The organism is Zavarzinella formosa DSM 19928 (assembly GCF_000255705.1).
Taxonomy (GTDB): Bacteria; Planctomycetota; Planctomycetia; order Gemmatales; family Gemmataceae; genus Zavarzinella; species Zavarzinella formosa.
Genome location: NZ_JH636443.1, coordinates 294,782 through 312,660, shown reverse-complemented (window position 1 = coordinate 312,660; position 17,879 = coordinate 294,782). Strand labels below are relative to the sequence as shown.

General features: G+C 61.1%; 14 protein-coding genes. 7 read left to right on the top strand and 7 right to left on the bottom strand.

From position 1 onward, the window contains the following. Positions 1-72 precede the first annotated feature (72 nt). From BGIM_RS0126610 to BGIM_RS0126600, 3 genes are all read right to left on the bottom strand, one after another. Positions 73-816, bottom strand: a complete 744-nt coding sequence (locus BGIM_RS0126610; RefSeq protein ID WP_020472751.1) for a YebC/PmpR family DNA-binding transcriptional regulator — start codon at positions 814-816, stop codon at positions 73-75. Positions 817-902: 86 nt separating this feature from the next. Then, positions 903-1,796 (bottom strand): transglutaminase family protein, encoded by an 894-nt coding sequence (locus BGIM_RS0126605; protein ID WP_029630580.1) that lies wholly within the window; start codon positions 1,794-1,796, stop codon positions 903-905. 246 nt (positions 1,797-2,042) lie between these two features. After that, the gene (locus BGIM_RS0126600) at positions 2,043-2,516 is read right to left on the bottom strand and encodes a hypothetical protein (protein ID WP_020472749.1); all 474 of its coding nucleotides are present in this window, start codon (positions 2,514-2,516) and stop codon (positions 2,043-2,045) included. Positions 2,517-2,842: 326 nt separating this feature from the next. Here BGIM_RS0126600 and BGIM_RS0126590 point away from each other — a divergent pair, with 326 nt between their 5' ends. Continuing rightward, positions 2,843-6,148 carry a YCF48-related protein gene (locus tag BGIM_RS0126590; RefSeq protein ID WP_020472747.1) on the top strand — a complete coding sequence of 1,102 codons (3,306 nt, stop codon included), beginning with the start codon at positions 2,843-2,845 and terminating at the stop codon, positions 6,146-6,148. Between the two features lie 158 nt (positions 6,149-6,306). Here the strand turns inward: BGIM_RS0126590 and BGIM_RS0126585 are convergent, their stop codons facing one another. Continuing rightward, a complete protein-coding gene (locus tag BGIM_RS0126585; RefSeq protein ID WP_029630578.1) occupies positions 6,307-7,113 on the bottom strand; it encodes an SDR family NAD(P)-dependent oxidoreductase in 807 nt (268 codons plus the stop codon). Positions 7,114-7,199: 86 nt separating this feature from the next. Here BGIM_RS0126585 and BGIM_RS0126580 point away from each other — a divergent pair, with 86 nt between their 5' ends. Then, positions 7,200-8,222 carry an AAA family ATPase gene (locus BGIM_RS0126580; protein WP_020472745.1) on the top strand — a complete coding sequence of 341 codons (1,023 nt, stop codon included), beginning with the start codon at positions 7,200-7,202 and terminating at the stop codon, positions 8,220-8,222. 108 nt (positions 8,223-8,330) lie between these two features. Here BGIM_RS0126580 and BGIM_RS0126575 read toward each other — a convergent pair whose 3' ends face one another. Together BGIM_RS0126575 and trhA are read right to left on the bottom strand one after the other, a co-directional pair. Beyond that, positions 8,331-8,933, bottom strand: a complete 603-nt coding sequence (locus BGIM_RS0126575; protein ID WP_020472744.1) for a 3'-5' exonuclease — start codon at positions 8,931-8,933, stop codon at positions 8,331-8,333. 52 nt (positions 8,934-8,985) lie between these two features. After that, a complete protein-coding gene (gene trhA / locus BGIM_RS0126570; protein ID WP_020472743.1) occupies positions 8,986-9,708 on the bottom strand; it encodes a PAQR family membrane homeostasis protein TrhA in 723 nt (240 codons plus the stop codon). 177 nt (positions 9,709-9,885) lie between these two features. Here trhA and BGIM_RS0126565 point away from each other — a divergent pair, with 177 nt between their 5' ends. Continuing rightward, complete coding sequence (locus BGIM_RS0126565; RefSeq protein ID WP_020472742.1) at positions 9,886-10,401, top strand: CBS domain-containing protein; 516 nt, start codon at positions 9,886-9,888, stop codon at positions 10,399-10,401. A gap of 294 nt (positions 10,402-10,695) precedes the next feature. On the opposite strand, the gene BGIM_RS0126555 is transcribed toward BGIM_RS0126565, so the two are convergent. After that, on the bottom strand, positions 10,696-11,226 hold the full coding sequence (locus BGIM_RS0126555) for a nucleoside deaminase (RefSeq protein ID WP_020472741.1): 531 nt from the start codon (positions 11,224-11,226) through the stop codon (positions 10,696-10,698). A 173-nt stretch (positions 11,227-11,399) separates the two neighbouring features. Between BGIM_RS0126555 and aroF (BGIM_RS0126550) the strand changes: the two genes are divergently transcribed. From aroF (BGIM_RS0126550) to BGIM_RS58320, 4 genes are all read left to right on the top strand, one after another. Next, entirely contained in the window at positions 11,400-12,419 is a 1,020-nt protein-coding gene (gene aroF, locus BGIM_RS0126550; RefSeq protein ID WP_020472740.1) for a 3-deoxy-7-phosphoheptulonate synthase, read from the top strand. Between the two features lie 202 nt (positions 12,420-12,621). Next, positions 12,622-13,644 (top strand): 3-deoxy-7-phosphoheptulonate synthase, encoded by a 1,023-nt coding sequence (aroF, locus tag BGIM_RS0126545; protein WP_020472739.1) that lies wholly within the window; start codon positions 12,622-12,624, stop codon positions 13,642-13,644. A gap of 70 nt (positions 13,645-13,714) precedes the next feature. Continuing rightward, positions 13,715-15,718 carry a protein kinase domain-containing protein gene (locus BGIM_RS58325; protein ID WP_020472738.1) on the top strand — a complete coding sequence of 668 codons (2,004 nt, stop codon included), beginning with the start codon at positions 13,715-13,717 and terminating at the stop codon, positions 15,716-15,718. An 82-nt stretch (positions 15,719-15,800) separates the two neighbouring features. Then, a complete protein-coding gene (locus tag BGIM_RS58320) occupies positions 15,801-17,834 on the top strand; it encodes a serine/threonine-protein kinase (protein ID WP_020472737.1) in 2,034 nt (677 codons plus the stop codon). The last annotated feature ends 45 nt before the right edge of the window (positions 17,835-17,879 follow it).

Below are 17,879 nucleotides of genomic sequence, written 5' to 3'. Positions count from 1 at the left end.
AATTTTGTTCTCCTCTGTCTTGTTTTCTCTCGTGCCCTCTCGTGCCCTCCGCGGTTAAATCTCTTCTGGTTCTTATTCGTCCGCGTGCATTTCCGGCGTCAGGTGAACGTTGCAATACACGTTTTGCACGTCTTCGTGTTCCGTCAGATTGTCAATCAGGCGGACGATCTTTTTGCCGGTTTCCAAGTCCACCTCGACCGGGGCCTTGGGCAGTTGGACGATTTCGTTGGTGTCCATCGTGATCTGGGCCTTTTCCAAGGCTTCCTGTACGGCGGCGAACGCGCCGACTTCGGTGACGATCTTGAAGTTGTCGCCGTCGCGGCTCATGTCCTCGGCGCCGGCCTCCAGGGCGACGCTCATCAGCGTGTCCTCGGTCACGCCCGACGCCGGAATCAGGAACAGTCCCTTCCGGTCGAACATGTAGCCGACGCTGCCGGGGTTGCCCATGTGGCCGCCGCTGCGCTCGTAAAGTTTGCGGACTTCGCCGCTGGTGCGGTTGCGATTGTCCGTCATAATGTCGCAGATGATCGCCGAGTTGCCGGGGCCGAAACCCTCGTACACCAAGTCTTCCATCACCGCGCCGCCGAGTTCGCCGGTGCCGCGTTTGATGGCCCGTTCGATGTTCTCGCGCGGCATGGACACGGCGCGGGCCTTGTCGATGGCGTAGCGAAGCTTCAGGTTCATCACGGGGTCGCCGCCGCCGGCGCGGGCCGCGATGATAATGTACCGGCTCAGTTTGCTGAAGAGCTTGGCGCGAGCCGCGTCTTGTTTGCCCTTGCGGACGGCGATGTTCGCTGAATGGGAATGCCCGGCCATGATGCCTACCTCCTGCTCGCGCCGGAGGCCGCGGGCGGCGGAGTCGGCGCTTCAAAAAATCAAAAACGAAAGAGAGACATATTGAACTACGCCGGGTTCCCGGCATCGTCAATTGGCTCCACGTCCACGGAAACACTCATGGAGTGCCGCCCGCCGCCGAGGATCACCCCCTTGATGGGGCTGACATCATCATAGTCTCTTCCCCAAGTCAGCAGAATGTGATGATCGTTCACCATCAGATTGTTGGTCGGGTCCAGGTCCACCCAGCCGGTTCCCGGCACAAACACGGACACCCACGCATGGGAGGCATCCGCCCCGACGAGGCGCTTCTGCCCCGGTGGCGGGGTGGTTCGCAAATACCCGCTGACATAACGGGCGGCCAGGCCCAGCGAGCGTAAACAGCCGATCTGCAAGTGGGCGAAATCCTGGCATACCCCCCGCCGTTTCTCCAGCACTTCCCGCAATGGGGTGGCCAGCGTGGTGGCCCGAGAGTCGAAGACAAATTCGCGGAAGATCCGGGCCGTCAGATCGGCGGCGCCATCCAAGATCGGCCGGCCGGGCGTGAAGGAGGGGGCGGCGTATTCCGCAAGATCGTCGCCCGTGACAATAAACGGCGAATTGTAAGTGAACTGGGACGCCTCCAGCCATTCGGGATGCGTGTTCACGCGGAGTTGCCCGACCACCTCTTCCCACGGCGGCGTCCGTTGCGGGTCCGGCGGGTAGCGCTTCAGCACTTCCACATCATGTTTGGCGGTCACCACCAGTTCGCGGTGAAGATCCTGAATGGTGAAGAACACGGCCGGGTTGCCGAAATAATCCCCCCGGTTCACGCTGACGGCCGGCGTTGGCGAGACATCCAGGGATGTTTCGTGAACCTGCTGCCATTCCGTGGCCCTTGGCGTCAGATGCGTCAAGTTATGACACAACGACACCTGCTCCGCGTAATCGTACTTGGTCTGGTGAGTGATGCGGTAGTGGATGACATCCCTCTTGCGTCAGATCATTTGGAGAGAAGGGTAATTTAATGGGGAAAATGACCAAAGACCAATGACCAAGGGGAGAGAAGAGTTCTCGCAAAGCACGCCAAGGGGACGCAAAGCTCGCCAAGAATCGATGAAATAATGTGATGACCTCGCGGCTGGAAGGATCATCAATTCATCTCATTGACTCTTGGCGAGCTTTGCGCCCCCTTGGCGTGCCTTACGAGAACTCTTCTCTTCAGATTCTCACTTCGGCAGCGGCAATTCCGGAACGACCGGCAATTCGGAGGGCTTCGTCAGCGAGGTCGGGGTGGCCGGGACGGCGGGGGACGCCGGGGCGTCGCTCTTGGCCATCGATTCCTCGGCCTTGCTGATCAATTCCTTCAGCCCCTTGCGGAACCCTTCGTACTGGCTGACGGTTTGATCGCGTTCGGAGGTTCGGCGTTCAATCAGTTCGTCCTTGATCTTCACGTCCTTGGCCAGCCGTTCGGTTTGGGCTTGCAGTTCGGCTTGGGTTTCCTCGGCTTGCGACAGTTTCTTCCGCAGTTGGTCGCGGGCTGAACTGGCGGCCCGGAAATCGTCTTCCAGCTTGGCCAACTTGGTTTCCACTGTCTTCAACTTCTCTGCGGACAGTCCACCGTCTGTCGGGGCCTTGGAGCATCCCCACAACCCAAACAGGGCCACCAACAACACGGCAATCGCTTGATGAGAACGGGACATTATTGACTCCGAAGGAAGCGGGCTGTCCCGCTTGGTTGAGAAAAAAATCGGCGGGTTGGAGAGCACAACTCAATCATGACATCTTCGCTGGATGACGCAAACCCCCTTTGTCTCTTCCTCGGAAAACTCAACGATTGTCGGTCCATCTTTTCCGAATTACCCACACGGAACGAATTGCCCCGTCGAACGACTCCACCGGACCAGACGAGTCGATGGCCCGGCCAACACCCTCCCAAACTTCAATCTTTCCGGCTGGATTTTCCGGGTTGAATGGGGTATTCGCGCCGAGCAAGTGGTTTTTGAGCCGGATGGCGACGAGGCAAGACATGAACAGCGAACAACGAGACCCCCGCCCGCGAACTTTCCGTCAAAAGGATCGGCGGGCCGGATATCGACTATTGGCGTTGCTGCCGATCCTCTTCGCCATCCTGCCTTGCTCGGCCAAGGCGAATGAGTTGCCCAATCATGCCGATGCCCCGCTTCGCGGCATCCAATTCGTGGATGAAAACGAAGGATGGGCAGTCGGCGACGACGGGTTAATCCTGCATACCATCGACGCGGGCAAAACGTGGGAACACCAGCACGCCGGCACGCGAGCCTCGCTGCGGGCGGTGCATTTTCTCACGCCGTATTCCGGGTGGGTTGTCGGCCGGGTCGAGTTGCCCGGCGGCGGCAGTTCCGGGGTGGTGCTGTCCACGTCCGACGGTGGGTTGAAATGGAAAGTGGTGAACGTCAACAGCGTGCCCGGCCTGAATGTGGTGAAGTTCTTTGACGAACGCACCGGCATGGCCGCCGGGGATGGCGGCGACAGCCACCCGACCGGGTTGTTCCACACCATCGACGGCGGCAAAACATGGCGGCCCGTCGCCGGTCCGCGAACGCCAAGCTGGCTGGCCGGTGATTTTTCGGATGCGGAAACCGGTGTCGTGGCCGGGGCTTGGAATCGTGTCGCCCCGTTCCGGGATGGCTCCCTCGGCGTGGCCGACGTGGACTCCCTCGGCGGGCGCAACATTCGCGGGTTGAAGCTCAACGGGGAACGTGCCGTGGCCGTCGGCCAGGGGGGCCTCGTGATGGTGAGCCAGAACACCGCCGGGGTGCGGTGGGGCTTCCCGGATTTGAAACTGCCGCAAGAATTGCGGGCCTCTCTCGATTTCAATGCCGTGGCGGTTCACGGTTCGCATGTGTGGGCGGTTGGCCGGCCCGGATCGGTCGTCTTCCACAGTGCCGACAACGGGCTGACGTGGGAAATGCACAAGACCGGCCAGCCAATGCCGTTGAACGCAATTCATTTTCATGATGCCAACACCGGTTGGGCGACCGGCGAACTCGGGACGATCATCGTCACCACGGACGGCGGCAAGTCGTGGGTGGTCCGTCGCCAGGGCGGGATGCGGGCGGCGGTGATGTTTGTTCACGCGAAGGCCGAGAAGACCCCTTGGGAAACCATTTCTGTCCTCGGCGGTGAAGAGGGATATTTCGCCACCTCCTTCGGCCTCACCTGCGCCGACCCGGCCACACTGACCAAGCGTTATGACACCGATGCCGAACGACTGGCCGCCGCGATGAAGGCCGCCGACCCGGCAAGGGCGTCGGACGCGGATCGCCTGAATTTTGGTCTGCGGCAATGCGGCGGCCTCGGGGGGGAAATCGGCTGGCAGTTTCCGCTGGCCGGATTTCAAGAAAACGCCACCGCCTCGGCCATTCTCGATGCGTGGGACAAACGCCTTGGCGAAAAAGCCACGACGGCCATGCTTCGGCAGATGGTGTTGGCCTTCCGGATCTGGAAACCAGAAGTGATCGTCACCGACGCGGCAGGAGACGACGAACTGGAAAAGATCGTCAACGCCGTTGTGCGCAAAGCCTTTGATGTGGCCGCCGACGAAACCGTTTTCCCGGAGCAAATCAAGGAACTCGGCCTGGAGAAATGGGCCGGGAAGAAATTGTTCGTCACCAGCGCCAAGGCCGACGCCATCGGGGCGAAGGTGGACATCGCCTCGCCGCTCCCCCGCATCGGCGGGACAGGCCGCGACCACGCCATGTCGGCCGTGCGTCTGTGGGGCGAGTCGAACCTGCAAGCCGATTCGCAGAGCTATCGGTTGGTCGCCTCCCGGCTGAAAGACGGCGAGGGCATGGGCCGGATCTTTGAGGGCGTGACGCTCGCCCCCGGCGGCGTTGCCCGGCGGCCACAGCCAATTCTCACGGAGCAGGAAGAAGCCTATCGGGCCAGTCTGCAAAAAGCTCACGAAAAGAAGCGAAACGTCGAACTCATGGTTCGCGGGGCCACCGGCCCGCTGGCCACCCCGGAGCAGGGATTGTCCCAACTCGCGGACGCGGTGAAGGATCTCCCGGCGTCCGACGCGGGCAAGGCGTTGTTCACCGCCGGGACCAGCTATGTGAACGCGGGCCGATGGCCGATGGCCCGCGAGGCGTTCCTGATGCTGATCGATAAATATCCGGGGCATCCCCTCTCGCTGGACGCCGCCCGCTGGATGGTGAAATATCAATCCAGCACGGAAGCCCGCCGCCGGGAAGAGTTGAATCAGTTCATCGAATCGACGGACATCGATTTCAAACTGAAAGACAAGCCGCCGCAACTCAACGACTTTTTGCCTCCCGGCGCCAAGAAGCCGATGCCAGTCACGCCTCCCCGCGAGACGGAGATGATTCAAGCCACGCACCGGGACACCATCGACGGCATGGTCAACGCCCGTGGCTGGTATGCCGGGGCGCTGGAACTGGAAGCCCGCCTAGCCGCCCATGGGGATATCTATGCCCGCGATGTGCCGTTGAACCTCTGCTGGTCGTCGGCTCGCCGCCAGCTTGGCAAGGCCGAGGAATCGCAACGCTGGCTGATGCGCTATGTGACCGAAACCACCCCGCCGGTGACTTCCGGCGGAACCGTTCGGGGGTCGGACCCGTGGCGGGATTGCGTGCTGTTGGAATCGTGGCTGATGAACAAAGCCCGTTCTCCCCAACCGCCGAAGTCGGTGAGCGTGTGCAAAATGACCCCGAAGCGGCCGTACCTCGACGGCAAGCTGGACGATGATTGCTGGGCAAACGCCCTGCCGATGCTGATGGCCACGACGGCCGGGGAACTTGGCGAGGAATTCGGCGACCGCGAATCGATGGCCAAGGGCCGCACCCAGGCCGAGACCGACAACACCACCTTGAACACCACGCGCGCCGCCTTCAGCTACGACAATGAATTCATGTATGTGGCCGTCGTCTGCAAGCACCCAGCCGGGATGAAGAAGCCGAAAGTGGAAACCCGCACCCGCGACATGGACCTGAGCAAGCACGACCGCGTGAGCATCCTGATCGACCTCGACCGGGATTACCAGACATACTACCAGCTACAGATCGACCAGCGCGGCGCCGTTGCCGACGACTGCTGGGGCGACAAGACTTGGAACCCCCGCTGGTTCGTGGCCGTCAATGCCGAGGAAACCGGCTGGACCGCTGAAATCGCCATCCCGCTTTCGGAACTCTCCGGCGACCCGATCACCCCCGGCAAACTGTGGGCTGTCAACGTCGTCCGCACCATCCCCGGCAAAGGCATCCAAGCCTGGAGCGGCCCCGCCGGGGCGACGCCGCGACCGGAAGGGTTGGGTGTGATGAGTTTTGTGAAGTAACCCGTGAAGCCGCGACGCGGAGTCTTCGGAGCGGAGCGCGGACTTCCGGCGTTCGATTGCCAACGGTTGTGGCAATCAGTTTTGATTGCTGGCAGTTCACGCTCCGCTGCGCAAAGCCTCCGCGTCGCGGCTTCACGGTCTTGCGTTGTCATTGGTCGTTACCAGTGCATCACAAACCCGCCGTCCACGTTGACCGTCTGGCCGGTGATGTGCGCCGCCCGGTCAGATGATAGAAACACGATCATGTCGGCGATGGCCTCCGGGGTTTGCCATTTTCCCAAGGGCACGACTGAGCGGATCTTTTGGTCGGCCCATTGCTCGTAGGTCAGTCGTTCCGCAACCGGGCGTTGGTCGTGCCAAGCCTGCCACACAGAGCGATTGAGCGGCGTTTGCACCATGCCGGGGCAGACGGTGTTCACGCGGATGCCGTGCGGGGCGAGGTCTTTGGCCATGCACTGGGCGAAGTTGATGTTCGCGGCCTTCGAGGCGCTGTAAGGCGGGTCCGTTTGCGAGCCGATCTGCCCGGCGACCGATGCCAAGAATACCATTGTGCCGGATTTTCGTTCGATCATCTTCGGCGAAACCGCCAGCGAGACGTGGACCATACCCATCACATTCACCTGAAGCACCCGCTTCCACTCGGCCACCGGGACATTGGTGAACGGGAAGCCGAACTTCCCGGAGCCGATGGCGGCCGCGTGAACCACATGGTCAATCGGGCCAAGTTCCGCCGTTGTTCGCTCAACGGCCGTGTTGACCGATGATTCATCGCCGACATCAACCGGCAGGCCGATGGCCCGGATGGGGCATTTTGCGAGAAGGCCATCCACGACGGCGCCACTGGCACCCAAGTCCCAAATGGCCACATTCGCCCCCTCGGCGGCAAACGCCATTGCGGCGGCCAGTCCGATTCCACTGGCCCCGCCGGTGACCACGACCACGCGATCTTTCAGATTCATGTCCATTTTTTCGTTCCGAGACCGAGTTCCGGGTTCCGGGTTTTATCTTCTGTCCGTACCATTTTCCAAAAGCAACAAGGGAACTTCCCGAAATGGCGAACGCCGACGCGCAGGCTGTCAAGGAAATCTCGGCCGCCTACGAGCGCATGTCCGAACAGATCGGCAAGGTGATCGTCGGCCAGCATCAGGTCATCGAAGAGATGATTATCGCCCTGCTGAGCCGGGGCCACTGTCTCCTCGTCGGCGTGCCGGGGCTGGCCAAGACGCTGCTGGTCAGCACCGTCGCCCGCATCATGGCCCTGAGCTTCAAGCGCATTCAGTTCACCCCCGACCTGATGCCGGCCGACATCACCGGCACGGACATCCTCCAAGACGACCCGGAAACCGGCCGGCGCAAGTTCATCTTCCTGCCGGGGCCGCTGTTTGCCCACATGATCCTGGCGGATGAAATCAATCGTACTCCGCCGAAGACGCAGGCCGCCCTGCTGGAGGCCATGCAAGAACATCACGTCACCGCCGGGGGGACGACGTATCTTCTGCCGAAACCGTTCTTCGTGCTGGCGACGCAAAACCCCATCGAACAAGAAGGAACGTATCCGCTGCCGGAAGCCCAGCAAGACCGCTTCATGTTCAACATCAAGGTGGAGTATCCGTCGCGGGCTGACGAAATCCAGATCATGAAGAACACCACCTCAAACCAAAAAGCGGAATTGGAACCGATCCTGACGGCCGAGCAATTGATCCGGCTTCAGGAGATCGTCCGGCAAGTGGTGGTGGCCGACCACGTGTTCGCCTACGCCGCCGACTTGGTGCGGGCGACCCGGCCAAAGGAACAGGGGGTGCCCAAATGGGTTCCCGAACTGGTGGCCTGGGGGGCCGGGCCACGCGCGAGCCAATACCTCATCCTCGGCGGCAAAGCCAAAGCTGTGTTGCATGGCCGATTGCATGTGACCACGGAAGACATCCGCGAAGTGGCCTACCCGGTGCTACGGCATCGTCTGATGACGACATTCAACGCCGACAGCGAGGGGATTTCCACGGATGACATTATCCGCAAGGTGATCCAAGCGGTGCCGCCGCCGCAGGAGGAGAGCACTTCGCGGATGCGGCGATGATGGGGGGAATGCCCAACTTGGGAATGACCAATGACCAATGACCAAACCGATTGTGTTTGAGTCTCATCCCGGTCAGTGAACAAATCCTGATTGGTCATTCGTCATTCGTCATTCGTCATTCCCAAGTTGGGCATTGGGCGTTCCCAAGTTGGGCATTCTGCCGCGAAGGCCAGCGATGAGGTGGTTCAAAATCCCGGCGATATTCCAAGCGTCGTCGTGGCCGCGGTGGTGGGTTCCTTCCAACGGCAGTTCCAGCATTTCCAACGCTCCGGCCATTCCGATTTCGGCCGGCAGTCCCCGACTCAGGGCAAACAGGGTTTTTACATTCAGATGTCTTGGCCCGAAGGGGTAAGTCACGCCTGTGAGTTTGCATTGTTCTTGGAACATCGTGCGGTCGTAGTCGCCGAAACTGGCCCAGACGCGGTCGCGGGTCAGATACTCTTTCCGCAGGATCTCGCAGGCCATCGTGAACGGGATGCCCGCATCGACGTCGGCTTGGGTGAGCGTTGTCAGTTGAGTGCAAAACGGGCTGATCGTGGAGGCGATGGGCCGGACGAGCAACGATCGTTTTTCCAATCGGCGGCCAGTGTGGAGTTCGAGAGGGCAGAGGCCGATTTCAATGATCTCGCTTCTCATGCCCTCCGGCGGCTTTCCCTCCCAACAGGTGGCCTCCAGGTCGATCACCAAAATTTGATCCAGCTTTTTGCTCATGGCCCACCCGGAGAAAGGATTGGAGAAAGGCAGCCCGCATGGAGGAGCGGCCTCACTCCTTGTTTGCCGTCTCCACCGCCAGTTCCTCGTCGACGACGACCGGCCGATGATGCTTCCTGATGTTTTTTCGCAGGACGGGAATCACGTACAGCATCATGATCGAGATGTGGGCGAGTGTGCCCAGAATGTCCGTCAGGTGGAAGACTTCGTGCGGGCCGATCACGCCCGGCCAGATCACCGGCCATTGCAGAACGTCGATGACCGCCCCGGCAATGTAAATCACCGGCTCAAAGATCAACAATGGCATCGCCCGGCGGCCCGCCCCGCGAATGTAATAGCGCACGCCCAGCAAACCAACCATGCCGAGGCCGATATAGATGGCCACAACTACCGGGTAAGGGGGAGATTGAACGAGCCACAACACCAGGACGCCCGCGACCACCAACGACCACATGAACACCAGATACACCGCCCGGATGAGACCGGGGACGAATGTGACGATCAGCGGGGTGAAACTTCCGGCGATCAGAAAGTAGATGGCCGTCATGTCCAGATTGCGGAAGATGTCCCGTTCTTCCGGGGGAAGATGCACCGCGTGAAACAGGCCGCTACAAGTGTACAGGAAGACCATCGAGAAGCCGAACATCCCCACATCAATGCGGCGAAGGCGGTTTCCCCACGCCAGCCGCAGCAAAATGACCGCGACAAACAGGGTGGCCCCGGCCATCAGCAAATGAGTGCCGGCGGAAAACGGATCTCGAAGAATCTTGTCCATGGTTGAAAAAAGGTTCCTCCTTGTTCATCCCATGTGTTGACGGACTGTCCGGCTGAACCACTGTTTTATGGCATACGCCATGCCGTCCGCCTTCGGATTTGCTGTTTTTTTTCCCCGACGTACAACAACCCTCCGGGGGGTGCCTGTCAGTCTTGGAAATCCCAGCGGAATGATTCCATGATTTGTCCATCCTGTGGCCATGTCAACGTGCCGGGCGCCGACGAATGCTCTCAATGCCTCTTTCCCCTGGCATCTGTTGATGCCAATCCAACTGGGCAGGATGCCGTCGAGGAAAGCGTTTTGCACGACCTCGTGCGCAAACTCAAGCCCAAACCGATGGTGACCATCCCCGAGGACGGCACCCTTGGCCTCGCGCTTGACCGCATGGTCGAACACGGCGTCGGCGCCTTGCTGGTCGTGGACAAAAACGACAAATTGGCGGGCATCCTCACCGAACGGGATTATCTCAAAAAAGTGATCGGCCTCATCGACGACTACGCCCGCCTCCCCTTGCGCGATCACATGACCCGTGACCCGGAAACCGTCACCCCGGATGACCCGCTCGGCTTGGCCGTCCAAAAAATGGATGTCGGCGGTTATCGCCACCTGCCCGTCGTGGAAGACGGCAAACCCGTCGGCATCATCTCTGTCCGCGATGTCATCCGGCATCTGACGAGGCTTTGCAACACCTGACAACACATCCCGCATCTGCTCGCCATTTGTGGCCCGAAATGCCACGGATTATGCCAAAATCATGTGGGCATCCTTCATTTTTCCGGGGAATTTGAAAAAAGGTGTTCAGTTGGCCCGCTAAAAATGACCACTTTTTGGAGAAAAACAGACAGAAAATGGTCGCCAGATAGCTTTTTGATGTCTATTTCACATCACTTTTGGACCGGATTTCGACCGATTTGGAATTCTTGAAAACCAAGGCCCTGTAACGCTTGCGCGGCGAAGTTCTTGGCGGCTTTGCATGAACTCTTTTCCTCACTTCTTGCCCATTGCCCGTTTGGCCGCGAAGAACCGGGACAAAATCCCCGCACATTCCTCCGGCAGTACCCCGCCGATCACTTGGCAACGATGGTTTAACCGGCTGTCGTTGGTGATTTGGTACAGCGTGTGGCAGGCACCCGCTTTTCGATCGGTGGCCCCATAGATCACATACGGCAATCGGGCTTGGACAATGCCCCCGGCGCACATCGGGCAGGGTTCGAGGGTCACATAGATCAGGCAGCGTTCCAACCGCCAACTGCCGAGGGATTTGGCGGCTTGGGTAAGGGCGATCATTTCCGCGTGGGCCGTGGGGTCTTGGAGTTGCTCCCGCTGGTTGTGGGCCGAGGCGATCACCCCCCGTTCCGGGGAGACGATCACCACCCCGACGGGAACTTCGTCCTCGTCGGCAGCCGTTTGGGCTTCTTCCAGCGCCATCCGCATATGCTGGACATGCACCGGATGCCGGGAATCCGTGAAGGTTGGGTCAAGGGCGAAGGATTTGCCATTCCATGTGTTTTCGGACATGTGGCCCCCACCGGAAAGCGTTCGCTTCTTTCAAGAAAGTATAGGCCAATGCCTGCGGACGGACCATGAACGGTTTGCCCCGTCCCCCCAAGAACCGTAAACCAAATAAGTGATAGTCGGTAATGTCTCCGGCCATCCATTCCCGCCCAAAGTCTCTCTCTTGTTGAAGACCCATGATTCTTGTGCTGCGACCCGACGCCACCGAACCCCAAATTGAACATATCATCCAGCGGATTGGGGAGTTGGGGTTTACGCCGCACGTCAGCCGGGGGGAGCAACGAACCATCGTCGGCGTCATCGGGGACGAGCGGAAGCCGCAGGCCGAGAACTTTTCAGCCATCCCCGGCGTCGAGCAGGTATTGCGAGTCTTGAAGCCGTTCAAACTCGCCAGCCGGGAGTTCCGCAAGGAAGATTCCGTGGTGACGGTCGGCAAAGTCCGCATCGGCGGCGGGCACCTGGCGATGATCGCCGGACCGTGTGCCGTTGAAAGCCTGGAAGGGCTGGACACCATCGCCGGGCATGTGAAGAAAGCCGGGGCGAACATCCTGCGCGGCGGAGCCTTCAAGCCCCGGACCAGCCCCTATGCCTTCCAAGGCATGGGCGAAGACGGCCTTAAAATCCTCCGCGATGTCGGCGACAAGCACGACATGCCCGTCGTGACGGAAGTCATGGACCCGCGACAGGTTCCGCTCGTCGAACAGTGGGCCGACATGTTCCAAGTCGGCGCCCGCAACATGCAGAACTTCGATCTCCTGAAGGAAATCGGCCAGACGCGCAAACCCGTCCTGCTCAAACGGGGCATGAGCGCCACGGTGAAGGATCTCCTCATGTCGGCCGAATACGTGCTGGCGGGGGGCAATCAACAAGTCGTCCTCTGCGAACGCGGCGTGCGGAGTTTCGAGGATTCGACCCGCAACATGCTCGACATGAGCGCGGTGCCGAATGTGAAGGGCCAGAGCCACCTTCCCATCATCGTGGACCCGAGCCACGCCACCGGCCGGCCCGACCTCATCCCCAGCATGGCCAAGGCGAGCATCGCCGCCGGGGCCGACGGGGTGCATGTCGAAGTCCACGACTGCCCGGAAAAAGCCTTCTCGGACGGCCCCCAAGCGTTGTTGCCCCCGCAATTTGCCACCTTGATGGACGATATCCGCAAGCTGGCGGCGGTGATGAATGTGGATATTGACGCGTAAGGCAACCTCACCCCCCGGCCCCCTCTCCTGACAGAGAGGGGGAGCAAGCGGGTGGAAATTTCTGTCAAAGGCTTCCTGTCTTCCCCGGCCGGTTTGGTTCCCCCTCTCTGTCAGGAGAGGGGGTTAGGGGGTGAGGTTGTCTTCAAACGACCAACACCAATAACATTCACCTGTCCTGAATCCCGAAAGTTCCGAGTTTCCGATGATCGTTGTCCTCCGTACTGATGTTTCCGAACCGCAGATTAACCATGTGCTGGAGCGCGTGCAGGAACTCGGTTTTGAACCCCGCCTCATTCGTGGGGAGTTTCGCACCATCGTCGGCCTGATTGGCGACGACAACAAGACGGCCGCCGGAGCCTTGGAAGCCATCCCCGGCGTCGAGCAGGTGTTGCGCATCCTCAAGCCGTTCAAGATGGCCAGCCGGGAATTTCACAAGGAAGATTCGATTGTCCCGGTCGGCAAGGGGAAGGTCCGCATTGGCGGCGGGCATCTGGCGATGATCGCCGGGCCGTGCGCGGTCGAAAGCCTGGAGGGCTTGCGGGCCATCGCCGGGCATGTGAAAAAGGCCGGAGCCAACATCCTGCGCGGCGGGGCCTTCAAGCCCCGGACCAGCCCCTATGCCTTCCAAGGCATGGGCGAAGACGGCCTTAAAATCCTCCGCGATGTCGGCGACGAAGTGGACATGCCCGTGGTCACCGAGGTGATGGACACCCGACAGGTTCCGCTCGTCGAGAAGTGGGCCGACATGTTCCAGATCGGCGCCCGCAACATGCAGAACTTCGACCTTCTGAAAGAAGTCGGCCAGACGCGCAAGCCGGTCCTGCTGAAACGGGGCATGAGCGCCACGGTGAAGGATCTCCTGATGTCGGCCGAATACGTGCTGGCCGAGGGGAACCCGAACGTCGTCCTCTGTGAACGCGGCGTGCGGAGTTTTGAGGATTCGACCCGCAATATGCTGGACATGAGCGCGGTGCCGAACGTGAAGGGGCAAAGCCACCTCCCCATCATCGTCGATCCCAGCCACGCCACCGGTCGGCCCGACCTTATCCCCAGCATGGCGATGGCCTCGGTCGCCGCCAAGGCCGACGGGGTGCATGTGGAAGTCCACGACTGCCCGGAGAAAGCGTTCTCGGACGGCCCTCAAGCCCTCCTGCCGCCGCAGTTCGCCAGCCTGATGGACGACCTGCGGAAACTCGCCACCCTGTTGGGCCGCACCATCGACTGATGATGGCTCTTGCAACGGCCCGGATTGTTTCGAGAATATCCGGGCACTCGTTGTTATTGCGGACTCCGGCATGAATAGTTTGACGAATCTCACCGATGCGCCATCCGACGAGCCAGAAGTTCCCCTCTCCAAATATTTTGGCCCGCCGAAACAGCCCGACGAACTGGGAACCCACGGCCGATACCGCGTGCTGAAGCAACTCGGCATGGGCGGCATGGGGGCGGTGTTTCTCGCTTTTGACGAGTCGCTTGATCGCAAGGTGGCCCTCAAAGTCATGCTGCCGAACCAAGCCGCCCAACCGCTGGCCAAAGAGCGCTTTCTGCGGGAAGCCCGCGCGGCCGCCAGGGTGAAAAGCGATCACGTGGTCACCTTGCACGAAGTGGGTGAAGCCAACGGCATCCCCTTCATTGCGATGGAATTTCTGGAAGGGCAGCCGCTCGACGAGTTTCTGCGGCACAACAACGAACCCTCCCTCCCGTTGATTTTGCGCATCGGCCGGGAGACCGCTTTGGGGCTGGCCGACGCCCATGCCCTTGGCTTGGTTCACCGGGACATCAAGCCCGCCAATCTGTGGGTGGAAGCCCCCAAGGGACGGATCAAGATTCTCGATTTTGGCCTCGCCCGCCAGCAATCCAAGGACGCCCAACTCACCCAAAGCGGCATGGTGATGGGGACCCCTTCGTTTATGTCCCCCGAACAGGCGATGGGCAAACCGCTCGACGGCCGGAGCGATCTGTTCAGTCTGGGAGGCGTGCTGTACCGGCTTTGCGCGGGCCGGTTGCCGTTCCCCGGCAACAACCAAATGGAAGTCCTGACCCGTCTGGCGACGGAAGAGCCAAGTCCCGTGCGCGGGCTGAATCCAAACATTCCCGAACCGTTGGCGCGGATCATCCACAAGCTTCTGGCCAAGAACCCGGCGAATCGGTTTTCCTCGGCCGACGAAGTGGTCCGGGCCATCATGGCCGTCGAGGCCGGCGGAGTCGGGACAGGTTCATCGGGCACGCCATCAGACCCGTCGGGTTTCGGCGAGAATGTGACGCTCACCCGGCCCATTCCGTCCCCGGCTGCTACGGCGCCGCAAAAGCGGATGTCCCTCGCGCTCGCGGCCTTGCTTGGCGTCGGCACGGTCGTGATGCTTGCCTCGCTCGCCGCGTTGTATGACCAAACTCGGACCCGCCAAAAGTCGGCGCCGGAGATCGAGCCGCCGGTCCAAAATACCGCGTCCGCCACACCGGTTCCGGCTCCCACTCTAACCGCCTTTGAAATCCTGACTTCCCCCGCGTGGACATGGTCGGCCCCGGAAAACCTCGGCCCGGCGGTCAACACGGCGAAGCCCGAGTATTCCCCGGTAGTGACCGGCGACGAGCGACGACTGGTCTACTCCGGAATGTTAAACGTGCCGTGGATGATTCTGGAGGCCACGCGCGAGAGCCCGAAGCAGCCGTTTGGCAACGTCACCAAGGTGGTGGCCGGGGGAAAATTGGTTTCGGCAACCCAGCCGTGGATCAGCGACGACGGCCTGACGCTCTTGGTGGTCGCCCAGCGGCCGGGCGGGAACGACCAGGATATTTGGATGTGCCGGCGGAAGAGCTTGACGGCTCCGTGGGATCGCCTCGAGCAATTAAGCCGGAACGTCAACTCGGATTCCAGCGAAGAATCACCGGCCATGTCACCGGACGGGCGAACTCTTTATTTTTCCAGCAACCGGGGGAGCCGGAACTTTCACATCTGGCGGTGTCGCCGGTCGTCCCCGGAGGTTGAATGGGGACCGGCGGAACGGCTCGATCTGGAAATCAACACGGAATCGGCCCAGCGATGCCCTCGCGTGCTTTCCGACGGCAAAAGCATCACGTTCACCAGACGGGGCGACAGCGAATACCATTTCTGGATGGCGGCAACACCATTGCCCGCCGGAAATTGGGATGTCCGGATCATCACCAAAATCTCCCCCACGGGGACGCATGATCCCTGTTTCGCCGCGGACGGCAAGACCGTCTGGTGCAGCGGCGACGGACCCGGCGGCGCAGGCGGCTCCGATCTCTGGCAGATGAAACGGATTCCTGTCCAGCCTTGACCGTCGGCGGCCTGCTTGCTCGCCGTCGCGGCATCTGTGACAATACCCCCGAACGCCCCCCAACCCTCGCCCGGACCGGCCCATGCGCAGCGCCACGGACTTTTCAGATGCGTTCCCCGACGAAAAGGATGTCGCGCCGTCCCGCTACCTCGGCCCCCCCGCGCACCCGGATGATTTGGGAACGCTCGGCCGTTACCGGGTGCTGAAAAAACTCGGCGCCGGCGGCATGGGGGTGGTGTTTCTGGCGCTCGATGAATCGCTTGACCGCCGGGTGGCCCTCAAAATCATGCTGCCCCATTATGCCGCCATGCCCACGGCGAAAGATCGCTTCCTCCGGGAAGCCAAGGCGGCCGGGAAGGTGAAAAGCGATCATGTCGTCACCCTGCATGAAGTCGGCGAGGCCAACGGCAGCCCGTTCATCGCGATGGAATATTTGCAGGGGCAGCCGCTCGACGAGTTTTTGAAGGCCAACAGCAACCCGTCGGTCAGCCAGATTCTGCGCATCGGCCGCGAAGTCGCCGCCGGTCTGGCCGATGCCCACGCCTTGGGGTTGGTCCACCGGGACATCAAGCCGGCCAATCTCTGGCTGGAGGCTCCCAAGGGCCGGTTGAAAATCCTCGACTTTGGCCTCGCCCGCCAGCAAACCGGGGATGTTCAGCTCACGCAAAGCGGCATGGTGATCGGCACCCCCTCGTTTATGTCTCCCGAACAAGCGATGGGCAAACCGCTGGACGGCCGAAGCGATCTCTTCAGTCTGGGAGGCGTGCTGTATCGGCTATGCACCGGCCGGTTGCCGTTCCCCGGCGACAACCAGATGGAAGTGCTGACCCGACTGGCGACGGAAGAACCAAGTCCCGTGCGCGGGTTGAATCCGAACATTCCCGAACCGTTGGCGAAACTCGTCCACAAACTTCTGGCCAAAAACGCGGCGAATCGGTTTTCCTCGGCTGAAGAAGTGGTCCGGGCCATCACCAAGATCCAAGCCATGCAATTGGCGGAGGCCGCCCCCGCCCGGCCCCGTAATTCGCCGCCGGAGGTTCCCGTGGCCGAAGCCACCAGCACGCATGAGATCAAGGCGCCATTGGGCCAAAAGAAGCCGACGTCCCGCCGGAGGATGTCATGGGCGCTGGCCGCTGTTTTGGGCATCGTGGTGATCCTGATGCTGGCGGTCGCCGGAGAGATGTATAACAGGAGCCGTCACAAGGCGGAGGAAAAAGGGGATTTGGCCGAGTTTCCAACAACCGTCGAAACATCCGGTCCCAAGCCGGCAAAAAGTGGCGAACCCGGTTTGTCCGTCGTGGACCTTCTCACCTCCCCGGACTGGAAGTGGTCGGAGCCGGAAAACCTTGGCCCCGGCGTGAATTCGGAAGAGGCCGAGTTTTCCATCGCACTGACCGATGATGAATTGCGGCTGGTGTTTTCCTCCGTCCGTAGCCGTGGATGGAATCTGTACGAAGCTCGCCGAAACAACATCTCGGAGCCATTCGCCAATCCGAAACTGATTCAACCGCTCGGCGGGGCGACGTTCGTCAGCCAGCCTTGGATCAGCGGCAATGGGTTGCTCTTGCTGTGTTCCCGCTGTCGTGTCGGCGAAAACCACAACGATATTTGGGAGTGCCGCCGACCCGGTTTGTCCGCCGCCTGGGACAAGCCCGTGCGTTTGGGGGCCAACGTCAATTCCGGCGACGATGAAAACTCCCCCGCCCTCTCGCCGGACGGCCTGACGATGTATTTTTCCCGTGGCCGCGTCCAAACGGACAATTACGATATTTGGCGCTGCCGCCGACCATCCGTCGATGCCGAATGGGAACCGGCGGAGCGATTGGGCCTGGATATCAACACCGATGTGCCGGAACGATGCCCCCGCGTTCTCTCCGACGGCAAAAGCCTGTCGTTCACCCGGCGCGGCGGTCCGGGGGAACACCTCTGGCTGACGGCCACCCCGGCCGCCGGCGACAGATGGACTGTCAAACGTATCGGCGCGTTTCCCAACGGCGCCTCGCATGATCCCGTGTTCTCCAAGGACGGCCGAACCGTGTGGTTCAGCGGCACATTGCCCGACGGGGTTGGCAAGCAGGATCTCTGGCTCATGCGCCGGGTTCCGGTTGAAAAATAAGCATCCGGTCATGCGGGCCGATGGCCATCTTCAGGCTTGCAGGCC

What these genes read in the sequence shown, in the direction of transcription:
- BGIM_RS0126610 (WP_020472751.1), bottom strand. Translation starts at nt 816, where the DNA reads ATGGCCGGGCATTCCCATTCAGCGAACATCGCCGTCCGCAAGGGCAAA.
- BGIM_RS0126600 (WP_020472749.1), bottom strand. Translation starts at nt 2,516, where the DNA reads ATGTCCCGTTCTCATCAAGCGATTGCCGTGTTGTTGGTGGCCCTGTTT.
- BGIM_RS0126590 (WP_020472747.1), top strand. Translation starts at nt 2,843, where the DNA reads ATGAACAGCGAACAACGAGACCCCCGCCCGCGAACTTTCCGTCAAAAG.
- BGIM_RS0126585 (WP_029630578.1), bottom strand. Translation starts at nt 7,113, where the DNA reads ATGGACATGAATCTGAAAGATCGCGTGGTCGTGGTCACCGGCGGGGCC.
- BGIM_RS0126580 (WP_020472745.1), top strand. Translation starts at nt 7,200, where the DNA reads ATGGCGAACGCCGACGCGCAGGCTGTCAAGGAAATCTCGGCCGCCTAC.
- BGIM_RS0126575 (WP_020472744.1), bottom strand. Translation starts at nt 8,933, where the DNA reads ATGAGCAAAAAGCTGGATCAAATTTTGGTGATCGACCTGGAGGCCACC.
- trhA (WP_020472743.1), bottom strand. Translation starts at nt 9,708, where the DNA reads ATGGACAAGATTCTTCGAGATCCGTTTTCCGCCGGCACTCATTTGCTG.
- BGIM_RS0126565 (WP_020472742.1), top strand. Translation starts at nt 9,886, where the DNA reads ATGATTTGTCCATCCTGTGGCCATGTCAACGTGCCGGGCGCCGACGAA.
- BGIM_RS0126555 (WP_020472741.1), bottom strand. Translation starts at nt 11,226, where the DNA reads ATGTCCGAAAACACATGGAATGGCAAATCCTTCGCCCTTGACCCAACC.
- aroF (WP_020472740.1), top strand. Translation starts at nt 11,400, where the DNA reads ATGATTCTTGTGCTGCGACCCGACGCCACCGAACCCCAAATTGAACAT.
- aroF (WP_020472739.1), top strand. Translation starts at nt 12,622, where the DNA reads ATGATCGTTGTCCTCCGTACTGATGTTTCCGAACCGCAGATTAACCAT.
- BGIM_RS58325 (WP_020472738.1), top strand. Translation starts at nt 13,715, where the DNA reads ATGAATAGTTTGACGAATCTCACCGATGCGCCATCCGACGAGCCAGAA.
- BGIM_RS58320 (WP_020472737.1), top strand. Translation starts at nt 15,801, where the DNA reads ATGCGCAGCGCCACGGACTTTTCAGATGCGTTCCCCGACGAAAAGGAT.